19 protein-coding genes are annotated in these 17,299 nt (G+C 70.1%); all 19 read right to left on the reverse strand.

What is annotated here, in order from left to right:
- Positions 1–4: 4 nt before the first annotated feature.
- The gene (locus ABH937_RS09755; RefSeq protein WP_370217904.1) at positions 5–2,893 is read right to left on the reverse strand and encodes a hypothetical protein; all 2,889 of its coding nucleotides are present in this window, start codon (positions 2,891–2,893) and stop codon (positions 5–7) included.
- 18 nt (positions 2,894–2,911) lie between these two features.
- Positions 2,912–5,503, reverse strand: coding sequence for a phage tail tape measure protein (locus tag ABH937_RS09760; protein WP_370217905.1), 2,592 nt, complete (start codon positions 5,501–5,503; stop codon positions 2,912–2,914).
- 24 nt (positions 5,504–5,527) lie between these two features.
- A complete protein-coding gene (locus ABH937_RS09765) occupies positions 5,528–6,025 on the reverse strand; it encodes a hypothetical protein (protein WP_370217906.1) in 498 nt (165 codons plus the stop codon).
- A complete protein-coding gene (locus ABH937_RS09770; RefSeq protein ID WP_370217908.1) occupies positions 6,018–6,176 on the reverse strand; it encodes a hypothetical protein in 159 nt (52 codons plus the stop codon). The genes ABH937_RS09765 and ABH937_RS09770 overlap by 8 nt, the downstream gene beginning before the upstream one ends.
- A 47-nt stretch (positions 6,177–6,223) precedes the next feature.
- Positions 6,224–6,673 carry a hypothetical protein gene (locus ABH937_RS09775; protein ID WP_370217909.1) on the reverse strand — a complete coding sequence of 150 codons (450 nt, stop codon included), beginning with the start codon at positions 6,671–6,673 and terminating at the stop codon, positions 6,224–6,226.
- 10 nt (positions 6,674–6,683) lie between these two features.
- On the reverse strand, positions 6,684–7,658 hold the full coding sequence (locus ABH937_RS09780) for a phage tail tube protein (protein WP_370217911.1): 975 nt from the start codon (positions 7,656–7,658) through the stop codon (positions 6,684–6,686).
- Positions 7,651–7,863 carry a hypothetical protein gene (locus ABH937_RS09785; protein WP_370217913.1) on the reverse strand — a complete coding sequence of 71 codons (213 nt, stop codon included), beginning with the start codon at positions 7,861–7,863 and terminating at the stop codon, positions 7,651–7,653. The genes ABH937_RS09780 and ABH937_RS09785 overlap by 8 nt, the downstream gene beginning before the upstream one ends.
- A gap of 9 nt (positions 7,864–7,872) precedes the next feature.
- Positions 7,873–8,343 (reverse strand): hypothetical protein, encoded by a 471-nt coding sequence (locus ABH937_RS09790; protein WP_370217914.1) that lies wholly within the window; start codon positions 8,341–8,343, stop codon positions 7,873–7,875.
- Entirely contained in the window at positions 8,340–9,227 is an 888-nt protein-coding gene (locus ABH937_RS09795) for a hypothetical protein (protein ID WP_370217915.1), read from the reverse strand. Before ABH937_RS09795 ends, ABH937_RS09790 begins: the two co-directional genes overlap by 4 nt.
- A gap of 14 nt (positions 9,228–9,241) precedes the next feature.
- Positions 9,242–9,736 carry a hypothetical protein gene (locus ABH937_RS09800; RefSeq protein ID WP_370217916.1) on the reverse strand — a complete coding sequence of 165 codons (495 nt, stop codon included), beginning with the start codon at positions 9,734–9,736 and terminating at the stop codon, positions 9,242–9,244.
- 5 nt (positions 9,737–9,741) lie between these two features.
- A complete protein-coding gene (locus ABH937_RS09805) occupies positions 9,742–10,053 on the reverse strand; it encodes a hypothetical protein (protein ID WP_370217918.1) in 312 nt (103 codons plus the stop codon).
- Between the two features lie 61 nt (positions 10,054–10,114).
- Complete coding sequence (locus tag ABH937_RS09810) at positions 10,115–11,482, reverse strand: phage major capsid protein (RefSeq protein WP_370217920.1); 1,368 nt, start codon at positions 11,480–11,482, stop codon at positions 10,115–10,117.
- Positions 11,483–11,586: 104 nt separating this feature from the next.
- A complete protein-coding gene (locus ABH937_RS09815; protein ID WP_370218016.1) occupies positions 11,587–12,294 on the reverse strand; it encodes an HK97 family phage prohead protease in 708 nt (235 codons plus the stop codon).
- A 5-nt stretch (positions 12,295–12,299) separates the two neighbouring features.
- Positions 12,300–13,559, reverse strand: coding sequence for a phage portal protein (locus ABH937_RS09820; RefSeq protein ID WP_370217921.1), 1,260 nt, complete (start codon positions 13,557–13,559; stop codon positions 12,300–12,302).
- Positions 13,556–13,714, reverse strand: a complete 159-nt coding sequence (locus ABH937_RS09825; RefSeq protein ID WP_370217922.1) for a hypothetical protein — start codon at positions 13,712–13,714, stop codon at positions 13,556–13,558. Before ABH937_RS09825 ends, ABH937_RS09820 begins: the two co-directional genes overlap by 4 nt.
- 13 nt (positions 13,715–13,727) lie before the next feature.
- Entirely contained in the window at positions 13,728–15,287 is a 1,560-nt protein-coding gene (locus ABH937_RS09830) for a terminase TerL endonuclease subunit (protein WP_370217924.1), read from the reverse strand.
- Positions 15,253–15,738: a hypothetical protein gene (locus tag ABH937_RS09835; protein WP_370217926.1), complete on the reverse strand. Its 486-nt coding sequence runs from the start codon at positions 15,736–15,738 to the stop codon at positions 15,253–15,255. The genes ABH937_RS09830 and ABH937_RS09835 overlap by 35 nt, the downstream gene beginning before the upstream one ends.
- Before the next feature lie 170 nt (positions 15,739–15,908).
- Entirely contained in the window at positions 15,909–16,274 is a 366-nt protein-coding gene (locus ABH937_RS09840) for an HNH endonuclease (protein WP_370217927.1), read from the reverse strand.
- Positions 16,271–17,206: a class I SAM-dependent methyltransferase gene (locus ABH937_RS09845; protein ID WP_370217928.1), complete on the reverse strand. Its 936-nt coding sequence runs from the start codon at positions 17,204–17,206 to the stop codon at positions 16,271–16,273. The genes ABH937_RS09840 and ABH937_RS09845 overlap by 4 nt, the downstream gene beginning before the upstream one ends.
- Positions 17,207–17,299: the final 93 nt, after the last annotated feature.

The following is a 17,299-nucleotide window of genomic DNA, read 5'->3' on the forward strand; positions in this document are numbered from 1 at the left end:
AGGGCTAGTAGGCGGCGCGGGGGCCGCCGGTTGCGGTGAGGGTCGCGGCGGCGTCGAGGCCCGCCGGGTAGGTGGTGCTGGCGGGGAGGGTGACCGCGGCCGGTAGGGGCTGGCAGACGACTGCGCCGGGCGGGTGGGCGTTGGCCAGTGGGGCGGTCAGGGTCACGACGACGCTGGTGTAGCCGGGGCTGGTGGTTGCGACGCCGGCGGGGGCGACGGTGACCGTCTCGGCCAGTGGGGTGGCGTATCCCACGGTCAGCGCGGTGCCGCCGGGCAGGACCGCGGCGGCGGGGTTGGTGGCCGAGCCGGTCAGGGCCGCGAGCGTGATGGTGGCGGCGCCGGCGGTGGCTGGGGCGGCGAGGGTGGTGTGCAGGGCGGCGGCGATCAGCCACCCGCTGTACGGGGCGGCGGCCGACTGCTGCAACGACACCTGTAGCTGCCCCTGGTCGTCGCCGCGCCACTCGATCTGCTCGACGTAGGTGTCGAGCCGGACCGTGTTGGGTGAGGCGTTCGGGCGCCGGTTGAGCCGGGCCCGGGTGCCGAAGGCCAGGCCGAGCACGGCCGGCCACAGCGACGGATTGGCGCTGGGGTCGACCGTGACGCGCGAGACGCGCGGCTGCGGTTCCGCGTACTGCCCGGCCAGGTAGGCCGCGGCGTAGAAGGGTTCGCCCGGATCCTTGACGTTGATCGTGCGGGCCAGGCTCGACGGGAAGTACTCCGCGGCGCTGACGGGGTTCGAGGCGAAGGTGTCGGGCTGCTGCGCGCCGTTGGGCGGGCCCTGGTTGGTCACCTGGACGGTGTTGTAGATGTGATCCGGGTCGAGGTCGACGGCCACGTCGCCGAGGTAGGGAACCTCACCTGCGGCCGTGTTCTCGCCGAGGACGATCGCCGGGGATGACTGGAGGTAGCGCCAGCGTCGGCCGGCCAGCGTCACGACGCCGGCCGGATCCGCATAGATCTGTCCGGCTTCCGAGTCCGCAACCGTCTGCAAGGCAGCGCCGGCGTTCTGGTTGGCGAGGTCGGCCGGACCCATCACCTCCACCGTGTTGAGGGAGGCGAGTTGGCCCGGGTATCCGGCCATGGTGAGGATCCGCTGCGCGCGCCGGGTCGAGGTGTCGCCCAACCAGCCGAGAGAGAAACCCGTCCCGATGTCGTAGGCCGCATCGTTGCCGATCTCGTACGGGACTTCGGTGGCGTATGCCACGTCGCCGCTGAACAGGGCAATCGCATTGGAGCCGAGGACGGTGCCGCCGATCGCGTCGGAGGCGCATCCGGTCGGGTGGTAGTCGCCGGTGGTGGTCGCTTCGTAGCCGTGATCGTCACAGGCGACCGTCCACGTGGTGCCGTCGGCCGACAACTGCACGATGGCGATGTGCCAGGCGCCGTCAGGGCAGTAGATGTCGGCCACGCCCACGCTGGCGGCTGCGGAGCCGTCCGCGTTGCAGATCGAGCCGGCGAAATGCCCGTTGGCGTCGATGAACAGATTGACGTACGCCTTGCTGCCGCTGCTGCTGCCCCCAACGCCCGCGCCGGGGCCCATGCTCGACCACAGCACCATCGCGGCCGAAGGCTTGACGGTGGTGCGGAAGCAAACCACCCGGGTCCAGCCCCCGGAGGTCGGCGGCCCGAACGGCCCCGACGGCGGCGGCCCGATGAACATGCCGGGTTGGCTGCCGGACGTCAGGCCGGCGGCCGGGTTGGTGATGGTGACGACCGGGCCGGCGCTTCCGACAGAGCCAGTGCCCTGAACCGCGGCGCCGCTCGTGATCGTCGCGCTCCCCGCTCCCGCGGGCCCGACCAGCGGCAGCCGGGCCGCCCGGCGACCGGTGGCGTCGGCGAACTGCTCGGCGCCGGCCGCCTCGTTGAACGGGTACATGGCGGTGGGGCCAAGCGCCGCGAGGGTCTGCTGAAGGCTGGGTTGCAGGGTGAGGCGGGCCAGGCCGGCGAGGGCATCGACGGCGCCGACGTCCACCGTGCCGTAGGCCGTCCCCTTGGGCCACTGCTGGCGGAACCGCTCGACGTATCCCGCCCACAGCGGGTACGTGGTGCCGGGGTCCACCCAGGGGCTCGGCGCCGCGGCCTGCTCGAACTGCCAGCCGGTCAGGTAGAGCACGGTTGCCGTGGTGGTGGTCTGGGAGGTGGTCAGTTCGGCGCGCGCCCACACCGCGCCCACCGGGGCGGTGCCGCTGGACTGGACCCGCACCCACCCGGGCTGTGCCGGCACGGTGACCGGCGTTCCGTCGGTGGTGGCGATACGGGCGCCGCTCTGCCCGTACCAGGAGATGCGGGCCCACATCTGGAGGCCCGCCTGCCCGCCGGCCGCGGCCGACAGGTAGAGGCTCAGTGACCACGGCTGTCCCGGCACCTGTCCGGGCTGGCCGGCCACCGGGACGGCGGTCGGGTCGCACTGGGAGAAGGCGCCGTTGTGGCCCTGGCCGACCGCGGCGGCGGTCGAGGGCGGCAGGGCCCAGGCGATGGCCTGGGTGTGGCCGCTGGGCGCCGCCGCAACCGGCGCGGTGGACAGCGTGCCGACGGTGGCAACCGCCGTGCCGGTGCCAGCGCCGGTCGCGAGATCCTGCGGCAGCTGGTTGGCGGACGGCGGCCAGGTCGCGGTCAGCCGCAGCAGCCGGTACGGCCGGATGCTGCCGTAGAACGGGCTCGACGGGTTGGTCGAGTCGAACGCGCCGTCGGTGTTGTCGAGGGTCCAGGAGGCGGTTCCGGCCTGCACGGCGTCGAGTTCGTACTGACGACCCGCGCCGGTTGCGGTCCAACTGCCCCGCAACCGGCCCGTGACGTCATTCCAGAGCGGCGAACCTCCCTGTGTGCCACCGGTGTTGAACGCTATGGCGAGGTTGATCCGCGGCCAGCCCGGCAGCATTCCGGCAACGGCCATGGGGCAGTGCTCCTTTCATCAGTGGGCGGCCCGCACGTAGACGAGGCCGGCGCTCGGGTTCCTGCGGTCGTTGCGCAGGGCGTGCGGCTGAACCGCGCGGAAGAGTTCCTGACCGTCAAGTTGGACGATCGTCGTCACCGCGACCTGACCACCACCAGCGCCGTAACTGCCTTTTGCAGAGCCTGAGTTGGGTCCGGCGAGCGATAGTTGCGGCGTGATGGTCTGGGCAGCGAGCCCGGCGGAGAGCTGGGCGACCGCACCGGCAGCGACGTGGGCGTGCGCGGCGACGCCGGCCGCGATCCCGTGCGGGATCCACTGGCCGACCTGTTCCGAGAAGACTCGGGACGGCGAGGAAATTCCAAGGAAGCTCTTCGCCGACTTGAGCGCATTCCCGGCGAGATCCTTCAAGGATTTGAGCAGTTTCCCGCCGGCGCCCTCGACGCCGTGAACGATGCCGTCGACGATGTGCGTTCCGATGTCGAGGAACTCGTCTCCGATGTGCTCGACGGAATGCCAGGCGCCGAGTAGGGCGTTAACGATTGCCGCGTTCGTCTTGTCCATGAACCCGGTCACGTCCTGATAGATTTTCAGGACCGGGTCGATTATGGCTGACTTGATTTTCGCCCAGATCAGCTCGGCCGAAAGGCAGATCAACCGCCACTTTGCCGACAGCCAATCGACCGCGCCGGACCAGAGTCCGGACAGCCATTGCCAGAGTTCAACCGAGGGCGTGATCACGGCCTGCTTGAAAACCCGCCAGGCAAACTCGGCTACCGAACAGATCTGCTGCCAGGTTTTCACGAAGAATCCCGACACTGCGCCCCAGACGGCGGACGCCACGGCGAGGATTTCCGTATGGCAGTGATTCCAGATCGCGAGCAGAATCCCGATAGGCGGAAGGAAAATCAGCAGCAGAAGCGGCCACCATTTGCGAAAAAAAGAGGCGACCGCCCCGAAAACCTCGGACGTGGTGCGCTCGATCATCCGCCAGGAATTGACGACAGGATCAGCAACGGAATGATAAGCGGAGGAGAAAAAAGCGGCCACCGACCGCCAGGCCCCCACGACCAGCGCGACGATCATCCGCCACAGAAGAATCGTTTCTGCTGAGACGAAACGCCAGGCTCCCGACACGGCGCCGCCCACGTCCTGGGCGACTGACTTGATCTTGCCCCAGACGGTCGACCAGTGGGTCGCCAGGAGCGCAATCGCGGCCCCGACGGCGGCCACCGCGATAACGATCCAGGTCAGGGGGTTGGCGAGCAGTGCCGCCGTGAAGGCCCACGCCGCGGTGGCGGCCATGTAGAGCCCGACCGCCAGCACGCCGGCGAGCGCGCCGCCGACCGCGATAGCGGCGTCGTGGTGCTTCTGGAACCACTGCACCGTGGCCATCACGCCGGCAAGCACGGCGGAAATCACCGGGATGAGCTTCTGGCCGATCTGAATTCCGAGCGCCTCGGCAGTCGCCTTGGCTTCGGCGAGTTTCTGATTGAGCGTCTTCTGTACGTCCGCCCAACCCTCGATCGAACTTCCGCCGGCCTTGACGTGATCGGCGATCCCCTGCGTGTTCGCCTTGAAATCCGCCAGGTGCGGGCCCGTGAGTTCGAGCGCCGCTTGCATGGATTTGGTGCCGCCCACCATTGTTGCGAGCGCACCGATATACGTCTGTTGCGCGGGCGGGAGTCCGGCCAGAACCTTTTGGTAGTCGCTGGTGTTGCTGGCGGCCTTCTGCAAGTGCTGAATGAGGACCGTTCCCGCGGGCCCCATTTTCGACTGGATAGCATCCGTCAGCATTTCCAGCGTGGACGCCAAGCCGTTTTTCCCAAGATTCTGGGAAACGTCAATCGCCTTGAGTCCAAGCGACTGCATTTCCTGCGCCGCTTTCCCGCTGGGATTGGAAAGCTGTCCGATCGTCTGGCGCAGATAGGTAGCCGCATCGGCCGCCGGGGTTCCCTGCGCCGTCATGGTCGCCATGGCGCCCAGCACCTCTTGCAGGCCGACGTGCGCGGCGCTGGCCGCCGGGAGGACGGTGGCCATGGAGCCGGCCAGCGCCTCCAAATTCGTCTTTCCCTCGGACTCCGTCGCGATCAGCGAATTCGTGACCGAGGCGGCATCGCCGGCGCCGAGTTTGTAGGCGTTCAACGCGGTCGTGACCGCGTCCGTCATCGTGGACAAATCGGCGGCGCCGACCTTGGCACCCATCGCCGAGTCCTTGAGGACGGTCAGCGCGTCCGCCCCATGGAACGAGGCGGACTCGACGGTGTACAGACCCGAGGTCAACTGCTCGGTGGTCTGCCCGACTTGGCCGGCCATCTGGAGAACTCCAGAGCCGACCATCTGCATGTTGGCCGCCGATTCGCCGGCGCCGGTGCGCACCCGGGTCATCGCCGAGTCGAAGTCGGCGGCCATGTGCACGGTGTGCACGGCGGCCTCGGCCGCCGCGGCGCCGATGCCGGCCAGGGCCGCGGTACCGACGGCGCCGAGCCCGGCGAGGTTGCCGCCGCCCTCCGCTTTGACCTCGGCAAGCTCCGCCTTGACGGCGGTGGCGGTGGCGGTCAGGCCGGTGGACTTGCCCAGGAACTCGATGAAGACGGGAGGCAGAGCGCCCAAGGCAGCTCACCCCCCGTCCGCGGTCTAGCTGCTGTCGGGGTCGTGCACGGCCTTGGCCCACAGGTCCGCCCAGATCTTGGGCAACTTGGCTTCGGCCGCCTTGGCGCCGGTGGCGAAGTAGGGGAACCGGGCTTCGACGATCTTCTTGTAGAGGTTCTGCGGGCCGGAGGCGCCGCCGCTCATCACGACCGCGGACAGACCCGCGGCCTTGCGCCGCGGTGCCTTCGAGGAGCGGATCGAGACGAGCAGCGCGCCGGACAGCTTGCCGGGCCCGCCGGATCGGGTGATGTGGCCCGCCTGGCGGTCGACGGTGATGTTCGGTCCGGTGCGGGCGGAAGCGCCGCGGTGTCCCCACCGGGGCCGCCCGCGCATCCGGCCCCGGATCGCGGTCCGGGTGACCCGCTGTGAGGCTTTCAGGGCCTTGATGGTGGCGGCATCGACCCGGCGTTCCATCGCGGTGAGGGCGTCGCCGACTTCCCGAACCCCGGCGATCGTTCCCCCGATGTCGCTGTCGTCAGCCACTGCCGCCCCCTTCGTCTTGGAGGTTGCGCCGGGCCTGGGCGACCGTGTCGTCGACGGCGAGCAGCCAGTCGAGCTGTTCGGCGGGCAGGTCGAGCCAGGTGTCGGGCGGCCCGACCACCTGACACAGGCGCCATGTGCGGTAGTGCTCCATGGGCAACTGGTCGGCGGTGTACTCGAAGCGCCCCTCTAGCGCGACCCTCAGGCGGTAGAGGGCACGGTAGGGGACGTCTCGTCCAGGGTCGGGCGCAGGTCGAGGCCGCTGTCGAGTGCCCCGTCGGCGCACAGCGCGCGCAGCTCGTCGTACGTCGCCCCCGGCAGGTCTTGCAGGGTGTCGATGGTCACCGGCCCCTCGAAGGACCAGCCCATGACCCGGCCGACGACGGCCCAGTCGTTCAGCTGATCCATGACGTCGTAGGCGTCCGGGCCCATCTGCTGGGCCATGGCGAGGGCATCGTCCTCGTCGATGTCGTCCACCGACTGCGGGGCGCTGCCCTTGCCCGCCTGCTTGATCACCTCGGCGAACGCGGGATTCGACGCGAGGGTGAGTTGCAGGCGCCGAGCCGGGCGCCGCAGCCGCTCGGGAACCTCCGACGGCTCCCGCAGGTCGACCCAAGCGCCGGCGCTGGTGGTGAGAGTAACGCGCTTCAACTCTGCTCTCCTACTTGTAAGTTCCGCTCGGAAGCGCGTTGATCAACGTCGCCTTGATGGGTGAATAGCCACCGGACGCGCCGGCGTCGGCCGCGGTCGCGAGGGCCTTGAAGCCGATCGGGAGCTCCCAGTACTCCTTGGACGGCGACGGGCTCGCCTCGGGGTAGTAGACCTGGGAGCAGTGCAGCGTCAGGCCGTTGGCGGTGGCACCGGTGCCCTGGGTGCACGAGACGTCGATCGACTGCACCGCGCTGGCCTGGTAGGCGGCGCGCTGGGTGCTGTCCTCCATGATCGTGGTCAGCTTCCCCTCGACGGAGATGTCGCCACCCCACACACTGACGGGGTTCTGGGTGCCGGCCGCGGCCCGGATCACGTCAACCTTGCGCTTGATGGTCAACTCACCGTCGAGAACGCCAACTTGGACTCCAGCGATCTTGGTGATGATCGACCAGTTCGCGAACGGGCGCAGGGATCCCTGTGCCGGCGCGGGCGGTGAGGCCAGCGTCGTGAACGCCCACCCGTCGCCCTTGGCGGTCCATTCGAACAGGCCGTCGGCGTTCCACTTGAACCCGACTTCGTTCAGGCGCACCCCGGGGTACTGCCAGCAGCCGAGGTTCGGGTCTTGGATGGTCCACGTCTTGCTGACGCCCTGGGTGTCGCCGGTGCACAGCGTCGAGAACGCGGTCGAGTAGGGGGCGGCGGCGCCGGTCACGACGACGTCGCCCAGGATGCCGGCCAGGACGTGGCCGATGCTGTCGGCGAAGACGTCGCCGCCCAGGTCGAGTGTGGATCCCTTCTGTCCCTGGGTGATCCCGTAGACCTCGACCGGGGCGCCCCGGATGCCCTTGTCCTCGTTGTTGTTGACGATGTCCTTGGGGGTGCAGGTCTTCCACGGCACCCACAGGGCGGGCGGGACCGGTGTGCCGACGGCGGTCACCAACTCGGTGGCAACGCCCAGCGCGGCGAGATGGGTCGGCTTAGGCACCGGCGCTCACCTCCTCGGCGCTCGGCACCGGCGGCGGGGGCGCGGTGGTGGTCTTGGCGGTGCGGGCGGTCGCCGGTGGGGCCGGCGTCCACGCGCCGTCGCCCGGGTCGTCGGCCAGGTCGTAGGTCTGGCCGGTCTCGGGGGTGAGGCCGAGGGTGGGGTAGTACCGGCCGTCGTCGGGGCCGGTGTAGAGGTAGGCAGGCAAGGGCGGGTCCTAGAGGGTCTTGAGGCAGTCGACGACGAGGTCGATGGACACGTGCCGGCCGCGGTGTTCGTCGTCCCACCCGGCGGTGTGGCTAGCGCTGGCGGGGCGGGCGCGGTCGACGGCGCCGCCGAGGCTGGGATCGGCGCGCACCACGGCGACGACCTGGTCGGCCAGCAGTCGGGCACGGGCGAACACGCCGGCCGGGTCGTCGCCGCCGCGGAACACGTCGACGGTGATGTGCAGTTGGTAGTCCTCGCGCAGCCACCCGGGGCCGCCGCTTCCGACGCCGGATTCGGGGCTGTAGGTCTGGTGGACCTCGCCGACGGACACGATGTCGTCGGGTTGGAAGGGTCCGGGTTCGTCCAGGCAGACCAGGAGCTGTGACGTGGTGGACAGCGGGTCGGGGGTGAGGGTGGCCAGGAGTTGGGCGTAGAGCCAGGTGCGGGCGGCGGGGATGCTGCTGGTGGGGATCGTGGTCATGCGATGCCCGGGGGCCGGCGGTAGGGGGCCCACAGCTCGATGACCCGGTCGGGCAGCGCGAAGCCGGACGGAACGTGGACGTCGCCGCCATCTCCCGCGCCGCCCCATCGTGGCCGGCCGCCCTGCTGGGTGAGCTGCCACAGGTGGCGGATCAGCTCCAGGGCGCCGAGCCGCACGGTGTAGGGGACCTGTCCGGCGCGGCCGGCGGTGTACGCCACCCGAATGTTGCGCGTGCCCAGCGCCCACAGCGCGCCCTGGCCACCGAAGGTGCGGCGGGTCAGGGTGCCGGTGGTGTAGTCGGCGGTGAAAGCGAAGGCGTTGGTCTGGGAGCCGAGGGGCTGTTCGGTGATGGGGAATCCGGCCAGGCCGTAGTACTCGGTGACCGACAGGACGGAGGCCAGCGGGAGCCAGTCCAGGGCGAGGGTCGGGCCGCCGCCGTCGAACCACTGCACGTGCGTCTCGGGTAGGAACGGGCCGCACACGTCGCGCGCCAACTCGCCCGCGGCCAACACGAACCCCTGGAGCTCGTCGTCCGAAGTGCCGTTGTTCTGCGGGAGGTTGAGGTGCGCGCGGACACTGGGCAGGTCGACGATCTGCTCGATCGACGCCGGCCGGACCTGGAACTGTCCCTCGCTGGCGAAGGCAACGCCGAGGTTGGTGGCGGTCCACCGGTAGACGTAGACGCCGGCCTGGGTGACGGCCGGCACGATGGCGGTGTAGGTGCCGACGCCGGTGGACACGGTCGCCGGCGTGGTCACGGTACCGTCCGGCGCGGTGACGGTCAGGACGGTGGGTGAGCCGTAGGCGGGGTTCCCGGTGTCGTCGGTGACGGTGACCGCAAGCGCGACGTCCTGCCCGGTGAAGTAGATCAGGGGCGCCAACACCTCACCCCCCTCGTTCATCGGTAGCGGCGGTGGGCGCGCTGGTGGGCGCCGCTGCGGTGCTGGTGGTGCGCGGTGCGGTGGTGGGCGCCGGCACGGTGGGCGCGGTGGTGGGTGGCGTGGCGTCGCCGGGTGCTGCGGGCGCGGGCGGCGTGCAGGCGGTGATGGTGGACGGTGCGCCGGTGGGCGGCCTGCTGGCGGCGGCGCTGGGTGCGGCGGGCGCTGTGGTGGTGGGTGCGGTCGGCGCGGCGGTGTTGCAGGTGGGTGCGGTGGAGCCGTTTGAGCTGGTGGGCGCGCTTGAGGTGCTTGCCCTTCGCGCGGTGCTTGACGTGGTGCAGGCGCGGGCCCTTGCGGTGGTGGTGCTTGGCGTGGTGGGCGCGCTTGTGGGCGTGGGACCGGCCGGGGGTGCGGCGTCGGGGACTGGAGAGGTGGCCGCGGTGCTGGGTGCGGGCGCGCCGGGGCCGCTGTTGGGAGCGGACCCGGCGCAGGTGGCGGGCGAGTTCGCCGGGCACGGCGCCTACTTGGTGGTGGTCGGCTTCGGCGTGGTCGCCGGCTTGGCCGCGGCCTCGCTGGTGTCGAGCGCGGCGTCGAGGGCGGCGCCGACGTCGTGCAGGTCGCTGGCCGCGGTGTTCTCGACGGTGCGGGCGTCCGAGAGGCGCTTGACGCTGGCCGGGACGACGCCGGCGCCGGTGGCGGCGGCCTGGTGGACGTCGTCACGGATGCGCGCCAGCTCGGCGCGGATGTCGGCGGCGATGGTCTTCTCGCCGTTGCGGATCGCGCCGGACAGCTCGGCGAGCAGGCCCTTGGCGTAGTTCACGATGTTGCTCACGGTGCCTCCAGGGCATGGGGATGGGCCCGGCCGGCGTACCGGTCGGGCCCGTCGGGTGGGGTTAGAAGGTGGGTGCCACCAGGCCGGTGCCGGAGATGGTGGCGATGGACTGCGGGTACCGGCCGGCCTGGAAGGAGGCGTAGTTGTAGAGGCGGCACAGGACGGAGAGCTGACCGGCGTAGGTCTGCTCGAAGGTCTCGGCCTTGACGTTGCCCTCCCAGGACCACAGGTCGTCGAACTTCGCGACGATCACCTCGTCCTGGTTGTTGCCGGCGCCCAGGGTGGTGGGCAGCAGCGGATCCACGTAGACGGGAAGGCCCAGGATGGAGCCGGCCAGGCCCTGGGCGACGTTGTCGTCGAACACCGCGAGCGCGTTCATCGGGTTCATCGCCTGCGGGACCACCAGCGGGCGGTTGGCGGCGTCGACGGAAGAGACGATCCACCACCAACGCCGCGGGTGCATAACGATCGCGTTCGGGGACAGGAACCGGCTGGTGTGGATCCCCTGAATCGCGGAAGCGATCTTCGTGAACAGGCTGTTCGCGCCGGCGACGGCCGGGGTTGCGGACGTCCACGACACGGTGGTCGTGCCGGCCAGCGTGAGCAGGCCGGTGACCTGACCATTGGTGCCGGTCCCCGAGAGGACCTGAAGGTTGTACTTCATCGCGTAGTCCTCGGCGAGGTCCTGCAACACGACGTCGTCGATGTTCAGGGGGCTCTGTTCGAGGAGCTGCAGGCTGATCGTCTGCGCGCCGGCGATGGTGTCCACCGGGCTGGAGATGCTCGCGGTGGTCAGGTCCTGCTGCATCACGCCGGTGTTCTGGTTGACCTGCGGGGCCACCGCCGTACCGCTGTTGATCTTCGGCAGGGTGATGACGTCGGTGCCGGCCGGAAGCTCGTTCTGCCGGCACAGGTTGGCGGTGGTGCGCCCCGGGCGCACGTACTTGATGAACTCGGTCTCCAGCCACAGCGGCGGCACCAGCTCGCCACCGCCACCGGCGCCGGTGGAGATCGCGCGCGTCTCGGCGCCGGCGTTCGCCTTGGACCGCGCGTCGGCCACCTGCCGGTTGTTGCGCTCCAGCCGCTCGGCGGCGTCGCGGTCGCCCTTGCGGCTGGCCATGTGCAGATCCTTGAAGAAGGACCGCCCGCGCGGGCCGGACCGGTAGACGGCCGGCTCGCTGGTGACGTGGGCGCGCGGCACGTACTTGCGGGCGATCTCGTCGGCCTGCGCGTCCCGCAGGGCCTGATCGTTCAGGGTCTTGACCCGCTCGTCGATCTCGCGGATCTCGGTCTCGTACTCGGCGAAGCGCGTCTCCTCCTCGGGAGTGAGGCTTCGCTTGGCGTCGGTGGGGCCCTTGAGGACGTCGTCCAGCTCACTACGGAGCACGCCGCGCCGCTCAAGGAGGTTCTGAATCAGCAGCGCTGACAAGGGCACTCCTCAGGTGGTGGTGGGATCGGTGGGCCTGCGGCTTCGGGCAGGCAGGCGCGCCCGGTCGGCGAGATCGCGGCCGGGTGGCAAGGGGAAGCGCGCTGCTACAGGTCGAGCAGGCGGGCGCGGGCGGCGAACACGTCCAACGCGGCGCCGGCGGCGACCGCGGCCGGAGTGGCGGGTGCGGCGAACTGGGCGGAGAGCCGCTCCCACACCTCGCGCCGCTCGGCCTCGCTCAGGCGGTCCAAATGCCCGTTCAGGTCACGGGAGTTGAGCTGGGCACCGGCGGTGTTCGGGTTCGCGCCGTAGTTCACGACAGACACGTCGCCGCGGTCGAGAGTGACTTCGAGGATGTCGCGCTGGGTGAAATCGGGGCTCCACGCTTGCCGGGTCACCCAGAACGCGAAACTCATCTCGTCCACGTCACCCCTGCCCATCGCGGAGCGCAGGGCCTGAACGTGCGGGGAAGCCGGGTCGAGGTCGGCCGACGTATGGAGCCCAACCGAATCCTCCGACAGACGCAGCGTGCCCGACTTGGTGCGCGCCAACGTCAACCCGGCGTGATTCACGAGGAATGGAACGTCGGCACCGTCCGCCAGGGTCTGGCGGAATGCCCCGGACCTGACTACCTCGTCGTAGTCGCCTAGCCAGTCCTGCATTTCGTAGGGCGTTTCGACCACGCAGGCGTATCCCTCGAAGAGCAGCGCTTCGCCGCCGGTGCCGTTCGGCTTGGCGCGCAACTCGACGTCGCGAAACGGCATCGAGCGGCGTTCTGCCCGAGCGGGCTGGTCGGCTCGTGCGCGGAAATCCATGGCGGTCACGGCTCCTGTCCTGACTCGGTGTCGGCCTTGGCAGAGTGCGCGCCCGGGTCGGCATCACCGCTGGTGGTCGTGGTGGTGGATGAGTTGAGGGGCGCGCTGATGTCGTCCCCGCCCGGCACCGGCGGCAGGTTCTCGCGCGCCCGGATCTCGTTGCGGGTCATCAGGCCGGCGGTCCGAGCCTGCGTGTAGACGGCGAAGCGACCGGCGGTGTCGGTGCGCAGCAACGAGTCAACGTCGAATTGCGCGAGCTGCGGGGCGGGCAGCATCGCCGACCAGGCGTCCTCCAGAGGCCCGAACCAGTCGGCGAGGGTGTACCGGACGAATCCGAGGCTTTGCTGTTCAATTCCCGTGCCCCAGCTAGTAGTTCGGTCGACCTGGCCCAACATGTGGGGTGGAACTCCAAAGGTCATCGCGATGTCGAGATTTTGCGCCGCCCGCGTTCCCAGGAATTGCGCATCTTCAGGGCTCACGCTTATGGGAGCCCATTTTGCACCTCCCGAAAGCACACCAATCGCATGCGAGTTGGAGATTCCACCGTGCTTGGCGGTGAAGCTTTCCTTCAGCATGCGTGCGCGTTCCTGGTCGAGGTCGCCGGGGACCTCGATCACGCCGGAAAGGTGCGCGCCGGTCCCAAAGAAGCGGCTGCCGAATTCTTCGGCCGCCAACCCCAACCCGATTGCGTTTCGGGCGTACGAGATGACGGACAGACCGGTGTCGGTGCCCGGCAGGCTCATGCCGGTGATGTGCAGCATGGATCCGGGCATCACCGGCTGCCGGTTGACCTCGTACACCCGCCGGCCGCCGTCGCGGGTGACCCGGACCATGTCCGGGTGCAGCGGCATCAGGCGCTGCGGGCGCATCCGAGCGTCCCAACCAGTCACCATCGCATACGCGTTGCCGCGCAGAAGGAGGCTGACCATCATCTGGCGAAGCCCCGCGCGGCGGGTAAGGCCGGCGATGTCGTTCTGACCGCCGAACGGGTCGGCGACGATCAGCGGGGGCTTGGCCCTGACGTAGATGTCGCCTTCCTGGCGCACGGCGTACAGCGGCAGGTTCGCGATCGCCCCGGAGATGATCCGCACGCACGCGGACACCGCCAGGAGCTGCATCGCGGTGTCCTCGGTGACCGGCACTCCGGCCGAGCCGTACGCGGCCAGCGTGCCGTTCGAGGGGATGGACCACGGGTCGCCAGCCCCCGAGGGGGCGAAGAACCGGCGCGCGGGCAGGGCGCGGGCGGCACGGCGCAGCAGGCTCACCGGTCCACCGCCCATCCGGCCACCAGCAGGGCGGCGCCGAGCCCGACCAGGCCCGCGGTGGTGCACCAGGACCAGGCCGCGGCGTCCAGGACGGCCAGGCCGGCCACGTCGAGCAGGTCGGACAGGTGCTGGCGGGTGAGCTGGGGGCGGCGCACGTCCACCCCCCGGCTACAGGTCAGCCCAGCTGAAGAACTGGGGTGGTGGCGGGGGAAGTTCAGGCGGCTGCATGGCCCGGTCGAGCGCCATGACGGCGGACACCGCCAGGTCGATCCGGCGCGTCGAGTGCCGGTGTTCCTTGGTCAGGCGGGTGCCGCGCGAGTCGGTCTTGACCGCGGCGTTGCCCATGTGTCGGGCCAGTCGCGGATCACCGGCCTGGCTCAACTGCCCGTTGATGACGGCCTCGTAGAACCGCTGCGTGGCCGGGATCATGCGGGCTGGCGACTGCGGATACTCCACGATCGGCAGACCCTCGGATTCCAGAATCTGGTAGGTCCGGGCCCACCGGTAGGGGTCGCAAACGATCTCCCTTATCGTCCACCGCTTGCAGGCGGCGCGGATCGCGTCCTCGACTTCGAGGATCGGCACCGACCAGTCGCCGACGACGCCCTCGGGGCGCTCCCACACCTGGACGACGTCCACGTGGGGCAGCTCGTCGTCATCGGTCGGGCACGAGACGACCGTGATCGCTGTCGCATCGCCGTTGTAACTCCCATCGAAGCCGAGGCAGACCTCGACGCCGTCGGGCACTGGTCCGGGGCGCTCGCACGCCTCCCAGGCGCCGGCCGGTAGCCAGCGTTCGGCGACCGTGGTCCACTGGCCCAGGTGGTAGCGGGCGAACTCGTGCCGCGGCACCTGGTAGAACCGGGCGGCGACGTCGCCGACCGATAGGAACCGGTCCGCTGCCGGGTTGGCGTCGCGGATCGCCTGGCACAGCTGCTCGTGGTCGTCGAGGTCGTAGCGGTCCTCGGGGCAGCCCCACCAGACGAACAGCATCTCGGGGTCTGAGATCTCCCCCGAGTTGACCTTGATGCCGTACTCGTGGAGCCGTCCGGCCATCGAGTCCAGGTCAGCCCCGGGCGTGGTCGAGTTGACCACCAGTGACCCGGCACGCTTGGCCGCACCGTTGGCAATGACCAGGTGAACGCGCGCCTTCCCGCCGGTCCACTCGTGGATCTCGTCGGCGAAGAACGCGCTTGGCCTCTGGCCGTCGTTGGTGCCGGCGACCGCGGCGATCTTGTAGGCGCGCCCGGGTCCGCCCTTGACCTGGATCTCACCCTCGAAGGCGTCGAAGTGTCCGGCGAGCGTGGGGGATTCGGCGACCGCGGTCCGCAGGTCGCCGAACAGAAGCTCGGCCTGCGAGTAGGACGCCGCGGCCACCGGGATGACCGCCGATCGCTGTGTGGCCAGGAGGTAGGCGGCAACCCAACTGGCGAGCGGGGTCTTGCCGTTGCCCTTGGGGACCTGGAGCAGCGCCCGGCGGTAGCGGCGGGTGCCGTCCGCCTTCAGCTCGAAGAGCCAGTGCAGGAAGATCTTTTGGAACGGCTCCAACCGCACCGGCTGGCCGAACTTGTCGCCCTCGCCGTAGCGAAGGTGACGCTCGATCCACCGCGCCACCTTCGGCCCGTCGCTGCGCGCGGCTGTCAGCGCCGGCGCCGACAGCGGCTTCGGCACGGCGGCCGGCCACGGCAGAACCTCACCCCGTGAGGAACGCGAGAGGGTCGTCGTCATCGGCGCCCCCTTCCGCATCCGCGGTCAGATCTGCCAACGACGCCGCGGTCTCGGCGATCTTGACGCCGAGCCGGAGCCTGCTCAGGGGCCCGATGCCGAGCTGTTGTTCGTCGGCCCGCACAGACGCCTCGATCTTGAACGCCAGGTCGTAGAGGCCGTTCGGCTTGGGCTGTCCGGTGGAGCCGGTGACGACCGGCTCGGCATCGGCCAACGCCAGCACCCGGTGGTACCGGTCGACGTTGCGCACCCAACGGGTGGCGACCGACCGGTCGGCGGGCCGAACCACGCCGGCCACCACGTCACCCCAGTAGGCGACCCAGGCGGCCACCGCATCGACGCCCAGCCCGGCCGGGGCGTCCGGTGGGCTGTCGCTGGGCGGCGTCACCGTCCCCAGGTCGCGGGCGTTGCGACGCTGCCGTTCCTCCGGCGGCTTCGGCAGCGGTCCGGGCATGCGACCACCGCCTCTAACTACTCACCGTGATCACGGGTCGGCCCCGCCCCCGGCTCAAAAACGGCCCGGAACCCGTACAAAAGATTTCGGGGCGGGGGGCCGGGTCCCTGGATGATCATCACCGCGACATCTACCCACCCCCCGGTATGCGGCTACCGCCAGCAAATGCGTCACACTCTGTGACCATCGGCCGGTGGGCGGTCCCGTTTGCTGCTGTTGCACGAGCGGCACAGGACTGCGAGGTTCGCCGGCTCGTCGCCGCCGCCCACGGCCTTGGGCACGATGTGGTCGGCGGTCAGATCGGTGGCGGCATGGGCTGGTCGTCGCCAACCCGGACACCAATCGCCGTACTGCCGACGGTGCTCGGCCACCGCGGCGGTGGCCGTGCGGCGGTAGGCGGCGCCGTAGCCGCGCTGGTGGGCACTGCCGCGGCGCTGGTCCTGCTCGGCCAGCCATGCAGCCTGGTGCGTGTCGCACCGAGAGGGGTTGCGGGTGAGGGTGCCGCAGACCAGGCACGGGCGGCGTCGCCGGTTCACCGGGCGCCGCCTTCGGACGGATCCGAAAGACGTGCCGTCGCGCGCTTCGGGTCACCCTTGACGAAGGTCAGAACGTACTGGTGGATGCGGCCAACCTTGCGGCTTGCGCGCCACTGCTGAGGCAGCCGGGCTGCGGTGGTGCCCACCGTGTTGAGGAGGATGGAGTCGTTGTAGAGGTGGGCGCCGGCCTGCTCGTGGGCGTCGATGGTCAACGGGATCAGGCCGCGGATCATGCCGGCGCTGTTGCGGACCTCGCCCACGACCCAGGTCGCGAACCTGTCGTCGGCCAGGCACCGGATCGACTCGGCGATGATCTCCCTGTACGCCTGGGCGAAGTCCTTCCACCGCATCGCGGACAGGTCCGCCGGGTGATCGCTGTACTTCTCCAGGTTGTGGTACGGCGGGCAGGTGAACACGTAGTCAAACCCGGCGTCGGGCATGGTCGGTAGGACGTCGGCCGAGTCGCCCAGGTGCCAGGTTGGCTCGGCGGCGAGCATGTCGCGCTCGCGCCACGCCGCGGCCTGCTCCTCGTTGGCGTCGATCTGCTCGGCCGACAGGTCGATGCCGGTGTATGGGTAACCGCCGTTGGCGGCGACCAGGCCGCGCACCGACCCGCCGGCGAACGGGTCGAGGATGCGCCCGCCTTCCGGGCAGTACCAGGAGTAGGAGAGTTCGGCGAGGACCGGGTCGAAGGTCGACAGGCCCCCGCTGATCGCGCCCAGGACGGTCCGGCCGAAGTGGTCGGAGGTGTTGTAGGTGGTGACGTGCTCTCGGCCGGCGCGGCTGGCTATGCCGAGGTCCTGCCACATGCGACGCCGGTCCCTCCAGGGGCCGAGTTCGCTACGAAGGACGCTGAACGGGTGGAGGCCACGCGGCGTGCCCGGGGTGCGCGGCGGTTCCTCCTCGAACAGTGTCGGACGGTCGAGGTACATGCACCCCCCTGTGATCCGGTTCTGGAACGCGAAAAGCCCCGCCGGTGGGCGGGGCTCGCGTTGATGGACTTCCGGGCACGCCGGAAGCGCTTC

Source organism: Kitasatospora sp. GAS1066B, assembly GCF_041262605.1.
Lineage (GTDB): Bacteria > Actinomycetota > Actinomycetes > Streptomycetales > Streptomycetaceae > Kitasatospora.

Excerpts from the sequence above, each read along its gene's own strand:
- ABH937_RS09755 (WP_370217904.1), bottom strand. The coding sequence starts at position 2,893 with ATGGCCGTTGCCGGAATGCTGCCGGGCTGGCCGCGGATCAACCTCGCC.
- ABH937_RS09815 (WP_370218016.1), bottom strand. The coding sequence starts at position 12,294 with ATGGATTTCCGCGCACGAGCCGACCAGCCCGCTCGGGCAGAACGCCGC.
- ABH937_RS09830 (WP_370217924.1), bottom strand. The coding sequence starts at position 15,287 with ATGACGACGACCCTCTCGCGTTCCTCACGGGGTGAGGTTCTGCCGTGG.
- ABH937_RS09790 (WP_370217914.1), bottom strand. The coding sequence starts at position 8,343 with ATGACCACGATCCCCACCAGCAGCATCCCCGCCGCCCGCACCTGGCTC.
- ABH937_RS09835 (WP_370217926.1), bottom strand. The coding sequence starts at position 15,738 with ATGCCCGGACCGCTGCCGAAGCCGCCGGAGGAACGGCAGCGTCGCAAC.
- ABH937_RS09845 (WP_370217928.1), bottom strand. The coding sequence starts at position 17,206 with ATGTACCTCGACCGTCCGACACTGTTCGAGGAGGAACCGCCGCGCACC.
- ABH937_RS09770 (WP_370217908.1), bottom strand. The coding sequence starts at position 6,176 with ATGGAGCACTACCGCACATGGCGCCTGTGTCAGGTGGTCGGGCCGCCC.